This window comes from Bradyrhizobium sp. WSM2254, from assembly GCF_000472645.1.
Classification (GTDB): domain Bacteria; phylum Pseudomonadota; class Alphaproteobacteria; order Rhizobiales; family Xanthobacteraceae; genus Bradyrhizobium; species Bradyrhizobium niftali.
This window is the reverse complement of the sequence record NZ_AXAB01000021.1, coordinates 84,487-102,509: the sequence shown is the minus strand read 5'-3', so window position 1 is coordinate 102,509 and position 18,023 is coordinate 84,487. Positions and strand designations below refer to the sequence as shown.

The window sequence follows — 18,023 nt, the reverse complement described above, 5'->3', positions numbered from 1 at the left end:
GTCAATCAATCCAAGAAGCCAGAGCTCGTCAAGGGAGACGCCGCATGCTGAAATCGATCGATCCGCTTTTGAATGCCGATGTTCTCTATGCACTGCGGTCCATGGGGCATGGCGACGATCTCGTGCTCTGTGACACGAACTTTCCGGCCGACGCGGTCGCGCGTCAGACTGTGCTGGGGCGACTGTTGCGCATCGACAACGTCACCGCAAGCCACGCCGCGCGCGCGATCCTGTCGGTGCTGCCGCTCGACAGCTTCGTGGACAAGCCGGCATCCCGCATGGAGATCGTCGGCCAGCCTAACGAAATTCCGCCTGTGCAGAGCGAGGTCCAAGCCGCACTCGATGCTGCGCAGGGCCGGTCTTTTCCGATGGCCTCAGTCGAGCGCTTTGCATTCTACGAGCTTGCGAAGAGATCCTATTGCGTGATCCAGACCGGGGAGCGGCGCTTCTATGGTTGCTTCATCTTCAAGAAGGGCGTCATCCCGCCTGATGTGGCTTGAGGTGAACACCTCAAACCGTCTGGACGACGCGGCTACACGAAGCGTCTGACACAAATACGACGTCGAGATGATGTCGCGCTCGCGGAACCTGCTCATTCACGGTCACCGCGACGGTGATCGGCGCTGCGCGGCCTCCGTCATCTTGCAGCGCGGCATTGCGAAGACTGCGCTCATCGTTCACGCATCGACGGCACGCTCGGCCTCAAGTTCACGCGCATTCGTTGACTTTGATATGTGCCGTTGCATACTCGAACCGGCCTCTGCCGCCATCGCCACGACGCGAAAGTCCGCCGAATGTCACGTCATCGAGGTGCATGGGCGAAGTGGACTTCACGAAAGAAGGTCACGCAAAGAAGGTAAAAAACGGGAGGGTATCGCGGTGAAACAGCACGATCACGATCAGCATTCCGCATTCCAGCCGAACCGACGAACGGTGCTAAGAGGCGCGGCGAGCGCCGCTGCACTCGGCACGAGCGGCGCGCTCGGCACGTTCTCGGAGCTCGCATTGGCGCAGGCCAACCTACGCGCGCAGATCACGCAAGTTCCGGGTGTCGGCAAGGGCGCACCCACGGACGCCGACTGGCAGAAGGTCGGTGAACTCTGCCTCGGCCCGACCAAGGCGAGCATCAAGGAAGGCGAATTCAAGGGCGTCGAGCTCTCGTTCATGGGACTCAACAATCAGAACCTGCATAATCTCCTGTTCCGCGGCTTCCTCAAGCCGTGGGAGGCTTATACAGGCGCGAAAATCTCCTGGATCGATCTCGCTCAAGCCGACTACAACCCACGGCTTCAGCAGGCGATCGCGACGAGCACGGTCGATTTCGACATCCTCGAGATGGGCGCGCCGTTCGAGGGCGATGTCTGTGGCAAAGGCCTCGCATCGGAGATGCCGGACTGGGTCAAAAAGCAAATCGATATCGATGACTATGTCGACTATCTGAAGCCGCCGGTCGGAACCTGGAACGGCAAGACCTATCGCGTCACCATCGACGGCGACTGCCACAACTTCAACTACCGCACCGACGTCTTCTCCGACGCAGCCCTTGCCAAGGCCTGGAAGGACGCCGGTAACACGGGCGAATGGGGCGTGCCGAAAACCTGGCAGCAGGTCCAAGCGGTGACAAAATTCCTCAAAGGCAAGAAGATCAAGAACCAGAACGCGTTCGGCTATCTCGATGCGCCAAAGCCCTGGGGTGGATTCGGCTTCTATTTCCTCGGCAGCCGAGCCTCTGCCTACGCCAAACATCCCGACGACAAGGCTTGGCTGTTCGACATCGACACGATGAAGCCGCGCATCAACAATCCGGCCTGGGTGCGCGCTATCCAGGACGTCATTGACGCGCTGCCGTTCGAGCCGGCCGACCAGCTCAACGCCGATCCGAACACCACCGGCTTTCAACAATTTCTCGCCGGCGTCGGCTCGATGATCCCCTGGTGGGGCGACATCGGCCAGGTCGCCAAGGCGAGCGACACCTCGGTCATCGGCGATATCGTCGGCTTCGACATCCTGCCGGGATCGGACGATGTCTATAATTCCAAGACCGGACAGTGGGACAAGCTCGCGAGCGGTCCGAACCACGCGCCGAACTGCGCCTATCTCGGCTGGGGCGTCTATGTGATGGCCAGGGTCAATGGCGACGAGAAGAAGCACAAGGCCGCCTGGAGCGCGGCTGCGCATCTCGGCGGCAAGGATCTGTCGCTGTGGATGGTGATGTATCCGTCGGGCTTTCAGGCCCACCGCACCAGCCACTTCCAGTTCGACGAGTGGGTGGCCGCAGGTTATGACCGCAAATACATTACCTCCTACCTCAACTCGCAGCTTGGCTCCTACAATCATCCGAACCGGGCGGTCGAGCCGCGTATCCCCGGCATCTTCCAGTACTACAGCATCGCGGAGGATGAGCTGACGAAGATTTTTGCCGGCAAGGTCGACGCGCAGACTGGCGCGAACAACATCGCCGCTGCCTGGGAGAAGCTGACCGACCAGATCGGCCGCGAGCGGCAGATCGGACTCTACAAGGCCTCGCTCGGCGTGTAGCCGCATGAGCACTACGAAGATCCTCGGCTGGCGACGCTCTCGCGGCGCCAGCCGAAAACTTGCCCGTCGGGCCGGCCGATCATACAGGATCGGGAGAGTTCGATTGCCATGCAGAATTCAGCTCCCGTGACCGACGACCTACACCACCAGTCCGCGGTAGCACGCGCGCCGGCCAGGCGGAAAGTCGCCGGCCGCGCGCTTGTCGCGCTGGCGTCGCTCGGCTTGCTGCTCGTGCTCCTCGTCCAGATCCTGCACACGACCGGTGTGACCGCGGCCGGGTTCTCCGATTGGCGACCGATCCTCATCGCCTATCTCGTCTGGGCCGTCGCCTTCGCCATCGCCCAAGTGCTGATCCGCGGCGAGCGCGGCCAGCGCGCGCTGTTCCTGCTGCCGGCGGTGTTCTTCACCATTGCGGTGGTGATCTTCCCGACCATCTTCGGGATCTATATTGCCTCGCTCGACTGGAATCTCAGCTCGGTCGAAGGCCCGCGTTTCAGCGGCTTCGACAATCTCGTCGGGATGTTCAACGACACCTATTACTGGAACGCGCTGGGCAACATGTGCTTCTACGCGGTCGCAGTCCTCGGCGAGTACGCGATCGCGTTCGGCCTCGCGCTCCTGCTCAGCGCCGAGATCCGCGCGCGAAAATTCTTCCGCATCGTGTTCCTGCTGCCGATGATGCTGAGCCCGGTCGCGGTGAGCTGGATGATCGGCAAGTCGCTCCTCGAATTTCGCTTTGGGCCCGCTGCGACGCTGGCGCGCCATCTCGGATGGGAGAACCCTGCGTTCTTCGCTTCGCCTTGGATGGCGCGCTTGAGCATCCAGGCGATGGACGCCTGGGTGTCGATCCCTTTCATCATGATCATCCTGCTCGCCGGCCTCCAGGCCATGCCGCGGGAGGTACAGGAGGCCGCCAAGGTCGACGGCGCCAACGGTTGGCAGTCGTTCCGGCACGTCACGTTTCCGATCATGCTGCCGGTCAGCATCACCGTCCTCATCATCCGCATCATCTTCAAGCTGAAGCTTGCCGATATCGTGATCAACGTAACGGCCGGCGGGCCCGGGGGCGCCACCGACACCGTGTCGAGTTTCATCTATCGCGTGTACCGCGACCGCTCCAATGTCGGATACGGCACGGCACTCGCCATGGTCTATCTGGCGCTGATCATCGTCCTCCTGACGCTGCTCCTGCGCTTGTCCAAGCGTTGGACGCAGAAAGTCGTCTAGAACCAAGGAGTTCACGCGCGTGTCGACATTGGCATTGAAGCCCGTCCGGCGGTATCCCGCTGTCCCGCGCGCCAAGCGGATGCTTGGCCGCGTGCTGATCTATGCCGCGCTCCTGTTGTGGACGTTCATTTGCCTGTTCCCGATTTACTGGACGGTGACGACGTCGTTCAAATCGGCAGTCGACGTCACGCAGGCGCATCTGATCCCATGGGTCGATTTCCAGCCGGACTGGAAGGGATGGCGCTCGCTCGGGCTGTCGCCAGACACACTGTTCGGCACCTCGACCGCCCGCGCGGAGTTTACGAGCCGGTTCGTCAATAGCATCATCACCTCGGTCGGGGCGTCCCTGCTCGCGTTGATCCTCGGTTCGCTCGCCGCCTATGGCCTCAGCCGCTTCCGCTACAAATTCGCCTGGATGCGCAACGACGACATCCTGTTCTTCTTCATGTCGCAACTGATCCTGCCGCCGGTCGTGCTCGCCCTGCCCTTCCTGGTGCTCTACAAGGCGCTCGCGCTGCTCGACACCCGCTTCGGCCTGATCCTGCTCTATACGCTCTCGGTCCTGCCCATCGTCATCTGGATCATGCGCGACCAGTTCAACGCGATCCCGATCGAGCTCGATGAAGCCGCCTTCGTCGATGGACTGTCGACCTGGGGTGCGTTCCTGCGCATCATCCTGCCGCTCGCAGTGCCCGGGATGGTCGCCGCTTTCATCCTGTCGCTGGTGCTGTGCTGGAATGAATACTTCTTCGCGGCCCTCCTCACCAGCACGGATGCGAAGACGCTGCCGGTGATCGTGGCGAGCCAAACCGGCTCGCAAGGCATCAACTGGTGGTCGATGGCGGCGCTGTCGACGGCGGCAATCGCCCCGCTCGTCCTGGTCGGCATCTTTCTTGAGCGCTATATTGTGAGTGGCTTGACGACAGGCGCGGGAAAGTAGCACGGCGGAAATTGTACCAAAACTGTGACGATGGGCGCGGGCCCGAACCGGATGCAACGTTGCTTACGATGCTCGCCCCCCGGCGCGGGCGGGACTAACCGCCAGTTGCTGGGCCGGATCAGCCGGTCGGCCGAACCGACTCCGCTCGAAGCCCATAGCTGGCATTGGTCCGCTAACGGTTTTCCTCGGTGCACCCGCCTCAGCATGTTCGAGAAGGCAAAATTGCGGGTGTCCAAAACTCGAATTTCGCTTTCCGAGCTTGCAAAGGCCGCACGATCTGCCACTCAGGCCTTTTCTGAATCGACAGGCGGTGCGATCTTTTCCAAGCGCGCCCGGAGGCACCGATAGGCTCAAGAAAATTAACGGCCGCCTTGCCTGGGAAACAGCTTGTCGCGAATGTAGCGCGAGGCCGCGGTCAATCTGGCGCCGCGCGGCTTACGCCAAACTGCTCTGTCGATCTCCTTCTTATCACCGACCTTCAGACGCCCCGACACCTTCTTCGCTAGGAAAATCGCATCACTCATCCGGCGGCCGGATCGGCGGTTCTTCGCTTTCACCTCTTTCCATAATTTCAACCGCCCAAGCTTCAGCTTGGGAAGCTCCTCCTTGACCTCTCGACGAAGGCAGCCCCTGTCGCTCTCGCCTGCTCGCCTGCGACCACCGGGAGACATCCAGAGCCCGTCGCGCCTGCGTCTGACCATCAGCACGCGTCCCTTTCTTGCGACGACCAATTTCGAGGATTTCGCCATTGGCACCAGCCCTGCTTCGCCTGCCCCCGTTGCATCAAGCACTTGCAAGATCGCGCTCAATCTAGGGGCAAATGATCGCCTTGATGATTCCATCTCGTCGCGCGACCTGTTGCTCGAACGCGGCAGGCGTCTGGTCGAGTGAGAAGCGATGCGTGGCCAGCGGCGTGAGCTTGACCCGGCCGCTTTGCGCAAGCGAAATGGCCCGCGGGTAAACCTCCGGCATGCGGCGTGAAAACTTGATCGACAAGCCCTTTCGGCGCGACTCCGCGCCGCTCAGGATGTACTGGTTGTTCTCGGGAATGCCGACGAGTACGACCCGGCCACCGATACGGGCACAGCGCGCCGCATGCTCGAAGCCGTGCGAGGAGTCGGTCGCCTCGATCACCAGATCGACGCCGCGGCCTTCGGTGACGTCCCCAACCCCGGCGTAGCTGCGGCACGCCACATCCGCGCCGAGGTCGCACGCCATCGCGGTACGCTGCTCGACCGGGTCAATCGCGATGATCTTTCCGGCACCGGCGAGCCGCGCGAGTTGCACGAGCAGCAATCCCACCGGCCCGCACCCAAGCACCACCACGGTTTCCAGAAGTCGCGGACGCGCCAGATCCATGGCATGGATCCCGACCCCGAGCGTTTCCAGGATCGCTGCACCGGCCGGATCGATGCTGTCGGGCACCAAATGCACGGCGGATCTGGGCACGCAGACGAATTCGGCCATTGCGCCGTTGTGTGGCGCATAACCGAGGAACTTCACGTTGGGGCAGAGATTGGTGTGACCGCGGTGGCACCATTCACAATGGCCGCACGGAATGGAAGGGTCGACCGCTACCAGCGCATCGGCTGAGAGCCCCGCTTTGCGCGCCGAATCCGGCGTGAGGACACCCGAGAATTCATGGCCCAGGACGAACGGCCTGACCCGCGTCGGACCGGTCGTTCCGCCCTCGAGGTAGGAATGCAAGTCGCTGCCGCAGACGCCGACAGCCTTCACGCGAACGATGAGATCGTCCTCTGCGACCGGCCTCGGTTCGGGGATATCGAGGATGCGGATATCGCGAATGTCCTGAAGCACCGCAGCGCGCATGTCGACGCCATCCCTCTCTGAGCAACCATTTTGGCTACATTACATATGTAATCTTTACGTGACAAATGCTTTTGCGCGCTCCGGGGCGCAGGTGGGCGGTCACGCCGGCATCAGCGTCGAAAGCGCGGGTCCAATGTTCGTTTGTGAAAAAAGCAGCTACTTCTGCTTGTCGATCAGTTTTAGCGCGGCGATGGCGGCGTTCTCGTCCGTCACCAGCACCTTGCCGATCCGGCCGCGCAGCACCGCGGCGATGATCGGCGCCTTGTTGAGTCCGCCGGCGATCAGCATCGAGGTCGGCACGCGCGCCAACTTCTCAAGCGGAAGCGCGATGGCACGGCTGTTGATGCCGTGATCGATGGGCCGGCCGGACCTATCGAGAAATTGTGCGAGCACGTCGCCGACGGCGCCTGCGGCCCGCAAATGCTCCGCACGTACGTCCGGCGGCAGCCCGTGCCGCACCAGCAGCGAGCGCGGCGTCAGATCTCCCATGCTCAATAGCGCAAGATCGATCCGCTCGACGCTGTTCAGCACCTCCTGATAGACCTCCTGGGCCAGGAAAGTATCGCGCGAGCGCCGGCTGCTGGCAAAAATGGGCGCGGCCAGATAGCTGCACTGGGCGTGCAGCCGACGCGCGAGCTCGCCCGCGATTTCGAAGGTGTTGAGCTCGAGTCCGCGCGACAGCCCGCCCATCATCGAGACTATGGAGAGATCGGGATAGTCCGCCGGCGTGACGTAACGGATGGTCTCGCGCAGAGTCGCGCCCCAGCCGATACCGATGATGCGCGGGCGCTTCTGTTCGAGGACTTTCGACAGATACGCTCCGGCCGCCATCCCGATCAGGCTTCCGACCTGCTCGGGATTCTCGGGGCTCGGGATGACGACCGCGTCCTCGAGGCCGCATTCCCGACGCAACCGATGCTCCAGCTCCGTGCAGCTCGCAAAGGCGGAATTGAGACGGATGTTGACGATGCCCGTCTGCCGTGCATCCGACAGCATGCGATTGACGCGGGCGCGGGTCAGCCCCAGCCGCTCGCCGATCTCGGCCTGGGTCAGATTCTCCATGTAGTAGAGCCAGGCCACCCGCAGGATGGTTTGATCAGTCACGGCGCAGCCCCTCGCAGCGGCCTAAAGCATGGTCAGACGTCGGATCATTTGAGGCGATCCTTCATCATTCGTCAAATGCGAGGCCGTGCGGTCGTTCGTCATGCCGCCTTCGCCCCCGGCGCGCCGTCCTCGACTACAAATGTCGTCAGCCGGCGCACGGCGCTCCTGGCGTCCCTGACGTCGTCGAGCGCCTCGAAACCCACGGTGCAATGCCGGGCGTCGAGCTCGACGGTCGCATAGCCGCGCCTATCGCCGCGCGCATAGACGAGATGCGGATTCTCCGCCAATGCCTTGCGCACACCGCCCTCGCTCGGCCCGTCCGAAGTGATGGAGGTGCCGACGAACTCGGTCGCAATGGTCGGGCCATCAGGCCGGGCAAAGTCCTGCTTCAGATCGGCGGCAAAGAAAGCGTGACGGTCGCCGCCGATCACGATCGGGTTGCGGCGATGCGCAACGAGCGAATCAAGGAGACGACGGCGGGCGTTGGGGTAGCCGTCCCAGCCATCCATCCAGAAGTGCGCGCCATCATCCCCTTCCCGCTTGTCCTGTGCCATCAAGGTCTGCTGCGCGACGATCGTCCAGCGACCACGGCCGTCGCGCAGGCGCGCCTCAAGCCATTGCTCTTGTCTCTCGCCCAGCATCGTCCGCGTTTCGTCGGTTCGGCCGGCACAGTCGTTCACCCAGGTCGGGCGTCCGCTTCCGACACAGGCCGATGCCGAGCGATATTGCCGGTCGTCGAGCAGCAGCACGTCAAGCATGTCGCCAAAGCGATAGTGTTCGTAGATCGTGGCGTGCGCGCCGCGTGGACGAGCCGAGAGCGGAAGCGGCATGTGCTCGTAATAGGCTTGATAGGCCGCGGCGCGGATCTTCAGGAACCGCGCGGTGTCACCCACCGTGTAGGAGCGATCATTGGCATAGTCGTCCATCACCTCGTGGTCGTCCCAGACTGATAGCCAGGGAAAGGCGGCGTGCGCGGCTTGCAGGTCGGGATCGCTCTTGTAGAGCGCGTAGCGGTTGCGGAATTCCTCGAGCGTTGTCGGGATGCCGACGCCGTGCTGGCGGACGTGGTGCGATCCCCAGGATTTCTCATAGATGTAATCACCGAGATGAACGACAAGATCGAGATCGCGCGCGGCCATGTCGCGGTACGCGGCAAAATAGCCCTGCTCATATTGCTGGCAGGATGCGAAGGCAAAACGGAACGGGCGCGCGGACTCGGCCGGCGCGGTTCGGGTGCGTCCCACCGAGCTAAGCGCCGGACCGGCGCGGAAGCGATACCAGTAGACGCGATCGGGCCGCAATCCCGTCGCCTCGACATGCACGGAATGCGCAAGCTCTGCCGTCGTCCGCACGACGCCGCTGGAGGCGATCCGCGAGAAGGCCTCGTCATCGGCGACCTGCCATTCGACATCCACCGCAGCGTCGCCCATGCCGCCGCTGTCGAGAGGTTGTGGCGCAAGGCGGGTCCACAGGATGACGCGATCCGGCCGCGGACACCCGGACGCAACACCGAGCGCGAAAGGATCGGCGGTGAAGGAGAGTGGCGCTCCGCGCACGAACCCGGCGGGCGCCGCCAACGCGGCGCTCGCCAGCGATCCCAGGAGAAAGCGGCGGCGGGGAATCATGAATGCGCCGGCCCGGTTTCAAGCTCGCGCCGAATGCTGACAGCGAGATCAGGCCGATCGGTGGTGATCTGCCGCACCGGTTGGGCAAGCCAGTAGGCGATATCCTCCGGCTCATTGGTCACCCATGCACCGAGACGCTTGGATCCGAGCACTTGAAGGGCCAGCGGCAATGTGAGCCCCAGGAGCGATTTTTCGACCGCGACAATGCAGCCGGGAATGGCGGCAAATTGTGCCAGCGCGGACACGATTCCGCCCATCATCTCCGCCGAACGGCGGTCGAGCGAGGCAAGCACCTGCGCCTCCGGCCAGAGCCGGCGCACGGTCGCGATCACGCCGGGCACGAAGCAGGTGATGATTGCACGCCTCTCCAGCCCCCGGCGCTTGATCCCGTCGATCAGCCGCGCCTCGAGGCCCGCATAGGAATTGCCGAGCGCATCGGTCTTGATCTCGATGTGGAGCTCAAGCGTCGTTTCGCTGAACACGTCGAGCACCTCGCCGAGGGTCGGAATGCATTCGTCGCCGGCATCGCGAAGGCGCGTTGCCGTCAACCGTCTCAGGCTGCGCTCGCCAACCGGCCCGCTATCCAAGGTGGTGCGGTCGAGCAGCGGATCGTGGATCACGACAAGCCCGCCATCCGCGCTCTGGTGGACGTCGAACTCGACCGCATCGACGCCCTCCTTGCACAGATTGCGGAAGCCCGTAAGGCTGTTCTCCGGCCAAAGATTGCGCGCGCCGCGATGCCCGGCGATGAAAACCATGATCGAACCCTATTTGCTGCTGTCGATAAGACCCTTGATGAACCAGCGCTGCAAGAGCAGGACGACCAGCGCCGGCGGCAACATTGTGAGGAGCGCGCCGCTCATGGCGATATTCCAGGCCGGCTCGCTGTCGGAGCGGGGGATCAGGCCCTTCAGTGCAATGACGGCCGTTGCCATATCCTTGTCGGTCGTAAAGAGGAGCGGCCAGAGATATTGATTCCACCCGAACAGGAACAGGATGATGGCGAGTGCCACCATGTTCGGCACGGACAACGGCAACAGGATGCTCCAGAAGAAATGCAGCGGCGATGCCCCGTCCAGCTTCGCCGCCTCGCACAGTTCGTCCGGGACCGTCAGGAAGAACTGGCGAAAAAGGAACGTGGCGGTCGCCGAGGCGATCAGTGGCAGGATCAGCCCGGGATAGGTGTTGACCATGTTCCATTCGAGCGTGATCGCGACGTCGTGGCCGCTGATCCAGCCCCACAGATCCGCCAGATGCAGAATGTCGGCGAGCCATTGCAGCGGCAACGCCGCATTGGCCACGGCTTCGAAGGTCGGCACGATCCGGACCTCGATCGGCAGCATCAACGAGACGAAGATGAGCCAGAATGCGAGCATCCTGTAGCGGAACCGGAAGTAGGTGATCGCGAACGCCGAGAGCAACGATACCGCGATCTTGCCCGCGGTGATGCCGAGCGCCACGACGATCGAATTGGTGAAGGTGCGGCTGAAATTGCCCTTGCTCCAGGCCAGTTGCAGGTTGTCGAGGAACTGGCCACCCGGGAGCCATGGCAGCGGCACCTTCTGAACCTCGGCCACCGTGAGCGAACCCGCCACGAACGCGAAATACAGGGGTACGCAGACGGTCAGCGCGCCACCAATCAGGATCACGTGACAGACCATGTTGAGGATCGGCGAGCGCTCCACCATTCGGCTAGACTCCGTAATTGACCTTGCGGTCGAAGTAGCGGAATTGCAGCAGCGTGCAGATCAGCGCGAAGCTCATCAAAAGAACCGATTGCGCGGCCGAAGAGCCGAGGTCGAGATTGACGAAGCCATCGACGAAGACCTTGTAGACCAGAATGTTGGTTGCACCGGCCGGACCACCTTTTGTGACTGCATCGATGATGGCGAAGGTTTCGAAGAAGCCATAGATGAAGTTCATCACGGTGAGGAAGAATATGGTGGGCCCGAGCATCGGCAGCGCGATCGAGACAAAGCGGCGGATCGGACCGGCGCCATCCACCGCGGCAGCCTCCATCAGCGACACCGGCACCGCGAGCAAGCCCACGACCAGAAAGATATAATCGTAGCAGACGTGCTTCCATGACGCGGCGAGCGTCACCAGGATCAGCGCATCGGTCGGATTGAGGTTGGGGTCCCAGGCGATGCCGAGCCTGTGCAGCATCTGCGCCAGCGGGCCGACCGCCGGATTGAACAGGAAGGCCCACAAGATGCCCGCGATCGCCGGCGCAATCGCATACGGCAACAGAATGACCGTGCGATAGATCGAACGGCCTCGTACGATCCTGTCGGTGGCAAAGGCGAGCACCAGAGCACTCCCCAACGTGAGCACGTTCTGCGCCACCGTGAACCAGAACGTCACCGCGATCGACTGACGGTACTCGCCGCTCGCAAGCAGCGTCTTGAAATTATCGAACCACACGAACTGGACGTTGGTCCCAAAGGGATCGCTGAGCAAGACCGATTGCATCAGCGCCCGCAGCGACGGGATGAAGAAGAAGAACAACAGGATCAGCAATTGCGGCAGCAACAGCAGCGTCGGCAGGCCGGGGCCGTCGCCGAAATTGGCTCGCTTAAGGCCGGCCTCTTGCTCGCGGCGACGCACCTTTCCAGACGTTCGGGATCCGCCGGCCGCCGCGCCCGTCCCGGCCTTGGACTGGTGGCCCCCGTGCCTTCTCTGAAGCACGGGTGCGCGCGTATCACGCCACGGGATGGACAGGCGCAACGTCATGGACGCTCGGTTTCCAGTGTCTTCCCGGCATTGAGCTTTTCGAACTGCCGCAAGATCTCGTTGCCCCGCTTGACCGCATCATCCATCGCCTGCTGTGGCTGTTTCTGGCCGGCAAAGACTGCCTCCACTTCCTGGCGCTGGGCCAGCATCGTCTGCACGAAATTGCCGAAGCGGAAGCCGCGCGAGTTCTCGTTCGGCGTGCCACGTGAAAGCTGTAGAACGGCAATCTCTCTGGTTGGGTGATCCTTGTAGTAGCCACGCTCCCGCGCAAGCGCATAGGCACGATTGGTAGCGGGAACGTAGCCGGTCGCGCCATGCCACCACACCTGGGTCTCCGGCTGGGCGAGGAAGTTCAGAAAGGCTGCGACGGCGTCATACCGCTCCTGGGTGTGGCCCCTCATGACCCAGATGGCTCCGCCGCCGATGGTGCTGTTGAGAGGCGAATTGATGTCGCTCTCGTGCGGCAGGAAGGTGGCGCTCCAATTGACGGTCGCGTTGCGTTCGATATTGCCGTGCGATGCGGTCGAATTGACGAACGTCGAGCATCGTCCCGACGTGAACAATTGTTCCGGACTGAAGCCCTGGCCTGCGATCTGCATCACGCCGTCGTCGAGCCACTTCTTCAACCGAGCGACTTGCGAGACCACCTTCGTCTTGTTGTAGACGAACTCGGTGCCGAGCCCGTCAAAACCGTTTGCAAGCGTGCCGTAAGGCTGATTGTTGATGGCGCTGTAGTTCTCGAGGAGGCTCCAGTAGAAGTCGCCCGGCAGCACCGTGCCGCATTCGCTGATCCCCTTGGACTTGATGGTGTAAAGCTGGCTCTCCAGCTCCTGCCAGGTGTCGGCCGGCTTGTCGAAGCCGGCCTTCTGGAAGTGGTCCTTGTTGTACCAAAAGATCGGCGTCGACGAGTTGAAGGGCATCGCCGACATCCGCCCCTTGTAGCTCCAGAAGCTTGCCACCGGCTTGATGAAATCCGAAAAGTCGACCTTGTAACCCTTCTGCTCTATCAGGTCCTGCACGGGAACAACCGCCCCCGACAGCAGCATCGTCATGTAACCGCGCTCGGCGATCTGCACCATTTCCGGCGGCCGCTTCGCGCGGTAGGCGGCGATCACCCCGTTGGTCACCTCATCGTAGTTGCCCTTGGCGACCGCGACGACGGTGTATTTGTCCTGCGACGTGTTGAACTTCTCGACGAGCTCATTGAGCCGGTCGGCGAGGACGCCGCTCATGGCGTGCCACCACTGCACCTCGACCCGCGCTTGTGCCGGACCGACCAATGCCAACGCGCCGAACAAGGCTGCAATGAATGCGACTTTCCTACCCATGGACAGCCCTCCCTGAAGGCGACTTATACATTTGTATTCCTATGATGACATATGTGTCTAGATGATGAAAGGGGAGTCATCCGCTACGACAGGCAGTCGGGAATCGGCGCATTTTCCCGCGACGTGAATGCTGGTCGCGGCGGGCGGAGCGGTCCCGCGCCAGGTGGTAGCGCGGAGGGAGTTAAGAAGCGCCTCTAATGGCCCGGCCGACTTTCTGCAGGGCCTCAAAGGCTCCGAAGCGCCGATCGGTCCAGTCTGCCAAAGTCGCCTGGGGCTGATGGATTTCCCCTAAAACCGACATCGCCTGCATCGCCTCGCCGAGACTGGCATGGTCACCCGAAGCAACTGATCCAAGCATCGCGGAGCCGAGAAGGACGGCCTCCGGAGATGCCGACGCGGCGACCGTCAGACCCGTCGTATCGGCGAGCACCTGTCGCACGAGGCGACTCTTTGCGGCGCCACCGCTGACCACGATCGTATCAACCGCGATGCCCTTTTCCTGCTGAGCCCGAACGATCTGCCGGGCCCCGTAACCAAGACCGCACACTCCGGCAAGGTAAAGCGCCAGCAGGCTCTCTAGATCCGCGCGCATATCAAGCCCGGCAATCAGTGCACGCGCGTCAGGATCCGCGAATGGCGCGCGATTGCCGAGGAATTCAGGGACGACATGGAGCCCGCCGACCAATTCCGGAATCATGTCGGCACCGCCGCGTGATTCGACTTCAGCGGCAAGCCAATCGGCAAGCGTCTGCTGCTTCTGACGTGCAGCATGTGTCGCCTGGGCGGAATGCGGATGCATCTGCAACAGATGCTCAATCGCAGCGCCGGCAGCCGACTGCCCACCTTCGTTGAGCCAAAGCCCCGGCACCATGGCGGAGAAATAGGGACCCCAAACACCAGGAACGAAGGACGGTTGCGTCGTGGTTGACATGGTACAGGCGGACGTTCCGAAGACATACGCCATGCGCGTGAGCACCGTGCCGGCCGTACCGCGCGCGCCAACCGTACCAACACCGCCGGCATGTGCATCGATGAGGCCTGCGGCAACGGGCATTCCCGCCGTGAGACCGACATCAGCCGCTGCCTCCGCAGTCAGACCCGCCGCCAGTCTTGTTCCGCCGGGTACGATCTCGGTGCCGATCCTGTGGAACTGCTCGTCCGCCAGCACACCGAGGCCGACCGACCGGAAAAAATTGCCATCCCAGCGGTTTTCGTGGCCCAGATAGGTCCACTTGCATGTCACGGTACAGATGGAGCGGGATAGGCTCCCCGTCGCACGCCAAGTCAGAAAGTCAGTCAAGTCCATGAACTGCCACGCACGGGAAAACGTGTCGGGCATGTTTTCGGCGAGCCACAACAGTTTTGGTGTCTCCATCTCGGGTGAGATGGTTCCGCCGACATACTCAAGGACCTTCTCGCCTGTCTGGTTGATCCGGCGGGCCTGATCGGCTGCACGGTGATCCATCCAGACGATGACGTTGCGAGCAGGATCGCCGGACGGACCGACGGGCAGCGGCTTGCCCCCCTCGCCCAGCACCACCAGCGAGCAGGTCGCGTCAAAGCCCATGCCGGCGATGCTATCCGGCGCGATGCCAGCCTGCCCCACCGCGCCACGCACGCTGCGGCATACGGCATGCCAGATATTCTCGCTCGACTGCTCGACGATGTCTCCGGCCTCCTGCCAAAGTGCAACAGGAGCTCGATCACTCGCGATTAGTCTGCCCGAGCGATCGAAGACTCCGGCTCTTGCGCTGCCCGTGCCGACATCGACGCCAAGAAAATAGCGGTCAGGGAATTCTCTGGTCATGAAGCCACATCCACATCGCCGATCGGAAGATGCTACAGATCGTTGCTCTGCGGCAGAATGACGAGGTCGCGGATGGTGACGTTTCTCGGACGCGTCAACATGAACAGCACCGCCTGCGCGACTTCCACCGGCTGCATCAAGCCGCCGGCCGCCATTTCTTCTTCGATCTTCTCTTTGGGCCAGTCTTTGATGAGCGCTGTCACAACTGGACCTGGCGCAACGGCGCCGACACGCAAGCCATATTTGGCGACCTGTCGGCGCACGGTATGCACGAAAGCCTGCACAGCGTGCTTGGAGGCAGTATAGATCGGCTCCCAGACGACAGGGACAAGACCTGCGATCGAACTGGTGACGATGATGTCGCCGCTCTTGCGCTCGACCATGTGCGGCAGCACCGCATGAATCGACCGGAAGAGCGCATTGACGTTCAGGTTGAGCATACGGTCCCAGGCGTCGGGGTCGCCGCCAAGCACCTCGCCGCCGACATAGGCGCCTGCATTCGCATGGAAGATGTCCAGTTGACCTGCCTTCTCCAGCACCTGCGACATCATGGTTCCCATGCTTTCAGGATCGGTGAGGTCGATACGTAACGGAATCGCCTGGTCGCCCAGCTCGACGCTAGCGCTCATCAGCGCCTCCTCTGCCCGATCGATCAGAACCACCCGCGCGCCCGCCCCGATCAACGTTCTGGCGCATTCGAGACCGATGCCCGACGCGGCGCCGGTGATCGCGGCGACTTTTCCTGCAAGTTCCTGGGCCACGGCTGGTCCTTCTTGTGAGAGTTATTCAAGCTCGGCCATGAGACAGGCGTGAGCGCCGTGCCAGCGAATCGACGATGACCGCAATGGCAAGTACCGCGCCCGTGATCATGTACCGTAGCGACGAAGAGAGATCGAGCAGCGTGAGGCCGCTCGCGATGGACTGGATGACGATGATGCCGAGGAGTGCAGAATAGGCGCTGCCGCGGCCGCCAAATAGGCTCGTGCCGCCGATGACCGCGGCTGCGATCGCGTTGAGGTTGACATCCCCGGTCCCGGCCTGCTGGCTGGAAGATGCCAGCCGCGCTGCGGCAAGAATGCCGCCAGCGGCTGCCAGCGTGGAGCACAGCATGAACGCGGTCGAATAGACCCGGCGAACGTTAATGCCGGCCCGACGGGCCGCCTCGCGATTGCCGCCGACCGCAGACATCGAGCGGCCCCATTTGGTTCGCGTCAACGCGTAGTTCATGACCACGCACAGGCCGACGAACAGACCGAACATCCACGGAACGCCGCGCCCGAGGTTGAGATAATAGACGATGAATTCGAGTACGATGGTCACCAGCAGCGCCTTCAGCACCATGCGGCCAGACGAACTGGCCGATAGCCCCGCCTGCCGCCGGCGTGCGGCCGTCCGGTAACCGGCCACGAACACAACCAGGCTCGCGGCCGCCGCCAGCACATAGGATACGATCGGCGGCATGACGAGCATCTGCCCGAAATTGACCAGCGGTGATCCGTAGGGAAGATTGATCGAGCCTGAAGAACCGAGCAGATACAATTGCAGGCCGAGCCACGCCAGCAGGCCCGCCAGCGTCGAGACGAAGCTCGGCATCCCCAAACGATTGAACAGAAACGCGTAGAGCGCACCGATGGCGGCGCCCAGTACCAACGCGGTGACGATCGCGACGGCCACCGGCCAATCCTGACCGACCCAAAGCACGCCGATAAGCGCCGAAGAGAACCCGCTCACCGAACCAACCGAGAGGTCGATCTCGCCGACCATCAGGATACAGACGATGCCCAGCGAGATGACCCCCACCGTCGAACAATCGAACAGCAAATTGACCAGATTGTTCGGCGCCAGAAAAACGGGGTTGAGACTCTCGAATGCCGTACAGATGACGATGAGCCCGACGACCACCGGCAGCGAGCCGAGGTCGCCCGACCGCACGCGGTCCACAAAAGCGCTGAACATGCTCCCAAGTGTGTCCGAGTGCTTGACCCGCTCGTCATTGCGGTCGAGCGGCCGCGCCGTCGAAACCCGTTGCGTGTCGCCGGTCATCGCCGCTGCTCCGGCGATTGATGGGCGCGGCGCCGGCTGGCGCGGCGCGAGACCGAGTTTTCGTCCGCACCGGTAATTGCAGTGACAAGGTCCTGGTTGGAGGCGTCGGGTTCGAATTCGCCGTTGTTGCGGCCGAGGCGCAGCACCACGATCCGGTCGGCGACCGCGCGTACGTCCTCCATGTTGTGGCTGATCATGATGACGCCGAGGCCGCGGGCGCGAACACGCTCGACGAGGTCGAGCACCTCGGCGGTTTGGGCAACGCCAAGTGCGGCGGTCGGCTCGTCGAGCAGGATGAGCTTCGGCTCGGTTAGCAGTGAACGCGCGATCGCCACGGTCTGGCGCTGTCCGCCGGAGAGCGACGCAACGGGCTCACGCACGCTCGGGATCCGCGCCGACAGTTCGCTGAGCAACGTCCATGCGCGGAGCTCCATGGAAACCTCGTCGAGCCGCATTGGACTGAGTTCACGGCCGAGGAAGATATTTGCGACTACATCAAGATTCTCGCAGAGCGCCAGATCCTGGAACACGGTGGCGATACCGAGACCGAGCGCCGCGGCCGGATCGGATAGGACGACATGTTCGCCATCGAAGGCGATCGTTCCAGAGGTGGGCTGATGCACGCCGGCAAGAATTTTCACGAGCGTCGACTTTCCTGCGCCGTTGTCGCCCACAAGCGCCACGACCTCGCCAGCATGCACGTCGAGATCGACGTTGGTAAGGGCGGACACGGCGCCGAAATGCTTGGAAATTCCGCGAAGACTGAGAACAGGCTTGCGCAGTCCGTCCTGCGGGTGATCGACATCCGAAATCATGGTCATTTCCAAGCCCGTGCCCTGGTCAGTCAT

Annotated in this window: 16 protein-coding genes; 4 read left to right on the top strand and 12 right to left on the bottom strand. The window is 62.6% G+C overall.

The features are described from left to right. Nucleotides 1-44: 44 nt before the first annotated feature. The 4 genes from A3M7_RS0116050 (at nucleotide 45) to A3M7_RS0116035 (ending at nucleotide 4,705) form a co-directional block, all read left to right on the top strand. Nucleotides 45-500 (top strand): RbsD/FucU family protein, encoded by a 456-nt coding sequence (locus A3M7_RS0116050; protein WP_027544854.1) that lies wholly within the window; start codon nucleotides 45-47, stop codon nucleotides 498-500. Between the two features lie 379 nt (nucleotides 501-879). Then, nucleotides 880-2,538: an ABC transporter substrate-binding protein gene (locus tag A3M7_RS0116045; protein ID WP_027544853.1), complete on the top strand. Its 1,659-nt coding sequence runs from the start codon at nucleotides 880-882 to the stop codon at nucleotides 2,536-2,538. 108 nt (nucleotides 2,539-2,646) lie between these two features. After that, on the top strand, nucleotides 2,647-3,765 hold the full coding sequence (locus A3M7_RS0116040) for a carbohydrate ABC transporter permease (RefSeq protein ID WP_049823442.1): 1,119 nt from the start codon (nucleotides 2,647-2,649) through the stop codon (nucleotides 3,763-3,765). Between the two features lie 79 nt (nucleotides 3,766-3,844). Further along, a complete protein-coding gene (locus tag A3M7_RS0116035) occupies nucleotides 3,845-4,705 on the top strand; it encodes a carbohydrate ABC transporter permease (RefSeq protein WP_049823461.1) in 861 nt (286 codons plus the stop codon). Nucleotides 4,706-5,064: 359 nt separating this feature from the next. On the opposite strand, the gene A3M7_RS0116030 is transcribed toward A3M7_RS0116035, so the two are convergent. From A3M7_RS0116030 to A3M7_RS0115975, 12 genes are all read right to left on the bottom strand, one after another. After that, nucleotides 5,065-5,454, bottom strand: a complete 390-nt coding sequence (locus A3M7_RS0116030) for an NUDIX hydrolase (protein ID WP_027544850.1) — start codon at nucleotides 5,452-5,454, stop codon at nucleotides 5,065-5,067. 61 nt (nucleotides 5,455-5,515) lie between these two features. Next, nucleotides 5,516-6,535 carry a zinc-binding dehydrogenase gene (locus A3M7_RS0116025; RefSeq protein ID WP_027544849.1) on the bottom strand — a complete coding sequence of 340 codons (1,020 nt, stop codon included), beginning with the start codon at nucleotides 6,533-6,535 and terminating at the stop codon, nucleotides 5,516-5,518. 156 nt (nucleotides 6,536-6,691) lie between these two features. Continuing rightward, complete coding sequence (locus A3M7_RS0116020; protein ID WP_027544848.1) at nucleotides 6,692-7,639, bottom strand: sugar-binding transcriptional regulator; 948 nt, start codon at nucleotides 7,637-7,639, stop codon at nucleotides 6,692-6,694. A 98-nt stretch (nucleotides 7,640-7,737) separates the two neighbouring features. Then, nucleotides 7,738-9,264: an alkaline phosphatase gene (locus A3M7_RS0116015; RefSeq protein WP_027544847.1), complete on the bottom strand. Its 1,527-nt coding sequence runs from the start codon at nucleotides 9,262-9,264 to the stop codon at nucleotides 7,738-7,740. Next, a complete protein-coding gene (locus A3M7_RS0116010) occupies nucleotides 9,261-10,022 on the bottom strand; it encodes a glycerophosphodiester phosphodiesterase family protein (protein WP_027544846.1) in 762 nt (253 codons plus the stop codon). Before A3M7_RS0116010 ends, A3M7_RS0116015 begins: the two co-directional genes overlap by 4 nt. A gap of 9 nt (nucleotides 10,023-10,031) precedes the next feature. Continuing rightward, entirely contained in the window at nucleotides 10,032-10,952 is a 921-nt protein-coding gene (locus A3M7_RS0116005; RefSeq protein ID WP_027544845.1) for an ABC transporter permease subunit, read from the bottom strand. Between the two features lie 4 nt (nucleotides 10,953-10,956). After that, the gene (locus A3M7_RS0116000) at nucleotides 10,957-11,871 is read right to left on the bottom strand and encodes an ABC transporter permease subunit (RefSeq protein ID WP_027544844.1); all 915 of its coding nucleotides are present in this window, start codon (nucleotides 11,869-11,871) and stop codon (nucleotides 10,957-10,959) included. 122 nt (nucleotides 11,872-11,993) lie between these two features. Further along, complete coding sequence (locus tag A3M7_RS0115995) at nucleotides 11,994-13,325, bottom strand: extracellular solute-binding protein (RefSeq protein WP_084302198.1); 1,332 nt, start codon at nucleotides 13,323-13,325, stop codon at nucleotides 11,994-11,996. A gap of 181 nt (nucleotides 13,326-13,506) precedes the next feature. Further along, entirely contained in the window at nucleotides 13,507-15,132 is a 1,626-nt protein-coding gene (locus tag A3M7_RS0115990; RefSeq protein ID WP_027544842.1) for an FGGY-family carbohydrate kinase, read from the bottom strand. A gap of 32 nt (nucleotides 15,133-15,164) precedes the next feature. Beyond that, nucleotides 15,165-15,893 carry an SDR family oxidoreductase gene (locus A3M7_RS0115985; RefSeq protein WP_027544841.1) on the bottom strand — a complete coding sequence of 243 codons (729 nt, stop codon included), beginning with the start codon at nucleotides 15,891-15,893 and terminating at the stop codon, nucleotides 15,165-15,167. 25 nt (nucleotides 15,894-15,918) lie between these two features. Next, a complete protein-coding gene (locus A3M7_RS0115980; protein WP_027544840.1) occupies nucleotides 15,919-17,175 on the bottom strand; it encodes a sugar ABC transporter permease in 1,257 nt (418 codons plus the stop codon). After that, complete coding sequence (locus A3M7_RS0115975; protein WP_027544839.1) at nucleotides 17,172-17,996, bottom strand: ATP-binding cassette domain-containing protein; 825 nt, start codon at nucleotides 17,994-17,996, stop codon at nucleotides 17,172-17,174. The genes A3M7_RS0115980 and A3M7_RS0115975 overlap by 4 nt, the downstream gene beginning before the upstream one ends. Between the last annotated feature and the right edge of the window lie 27 nt (nucleotides 17,997-18,023).

Excerpts from the sequence above, each read along its gene's own strand:
- A3M7_RS0116015 (WP_027544847.1), bottom strand. The coding sequence starts at position 9,264 with ATGATTCCCCGCCGCCGCTTTCTCCTGGGATCGCTGGCGAGCGCCGCG.
- A3M7_RS0116005 (WP_027544845.1), bottom strand. The coding sequence starts at position 10,952 with ATGGTGGAGCGCTCGCCGATCCTCAACATGGTCTGTCACGTGATCCTG.
- A3M7_RS0115995 (WP_084302198.1), bottom strand. The coding sequence starts at position 13,325 with ATGGGTAGGAAAGTCGCATTCATTGCAGCCTTGTTCGGCGCGTTGGCA.
- A3M7_RS0116025 (WP_027544849.1), bottom strand. The coding sequence starts at position 6,535 with ATGCGCGCTGCGGTGCTTCAGGACATTCGCGATATCCGCATCCTCGAT.
- A3M7_RS0116010 (WP_027544846.1), bottom strand. The coding sequence starts at position 10,022 with ATGGTTTTCATCGCCGGGCATCGCGGCGCGCGCAATCTTTGGCCGGAG.
- A3M7_RS0116035 (WP_049823461.1), top strand. The coding sequence starts at position 3,845 with ATGCTTGGCCGCGTGCTGATCTATGCCGCGCTCCTGTTGTGGACGTTC.
- A3M7_RS0115975 (WP_027544839.1), bottom strand. The coding sequence starts at position 17,996 with ATGACCATGATTTCGGATGTCGATCACCCGCAGGACGGACTGCGCAAG.
- A3M7_RS0116030 (WP_027544850.1), bottom strand. The coding sequence starts at position 5,454 with ATGGCGAAATCCTCGAAATTGGTCGTCGCAAGAAAGGGACGCGTGCTG.
- A3M7_RS0115980 (WP_027544840.1), bottom strand. The coding sequence starts at position 17,175 with ATGACCGGCGACACGCAACGGGTTTCGACGGCGCGGCCGCTCGACCGC.
- A3M7_RS0116050 (WP_027544854.1), top strand. The coding sequence starts at position 45 with ATGCTGAAATCGATCGATCCGCTTTTGAATGCCGATGTTCTCTATGCA.
- A3M7_RS0116040 (WP_049823442.1), top strand. The coding sequence starts at position 2,647 with ATGCAGAATTCAGCTCCCGTGACCGACGACCTACACCACCAGTCCGCG.
- A3M7_RS0115990 (WP_027544842.1), bottom strand. The coding sequence starts at position 15,132 with ATGACCAGAGAATTCCCTGACCGCTATTTTCTTGGCGTCGATGTCGGC.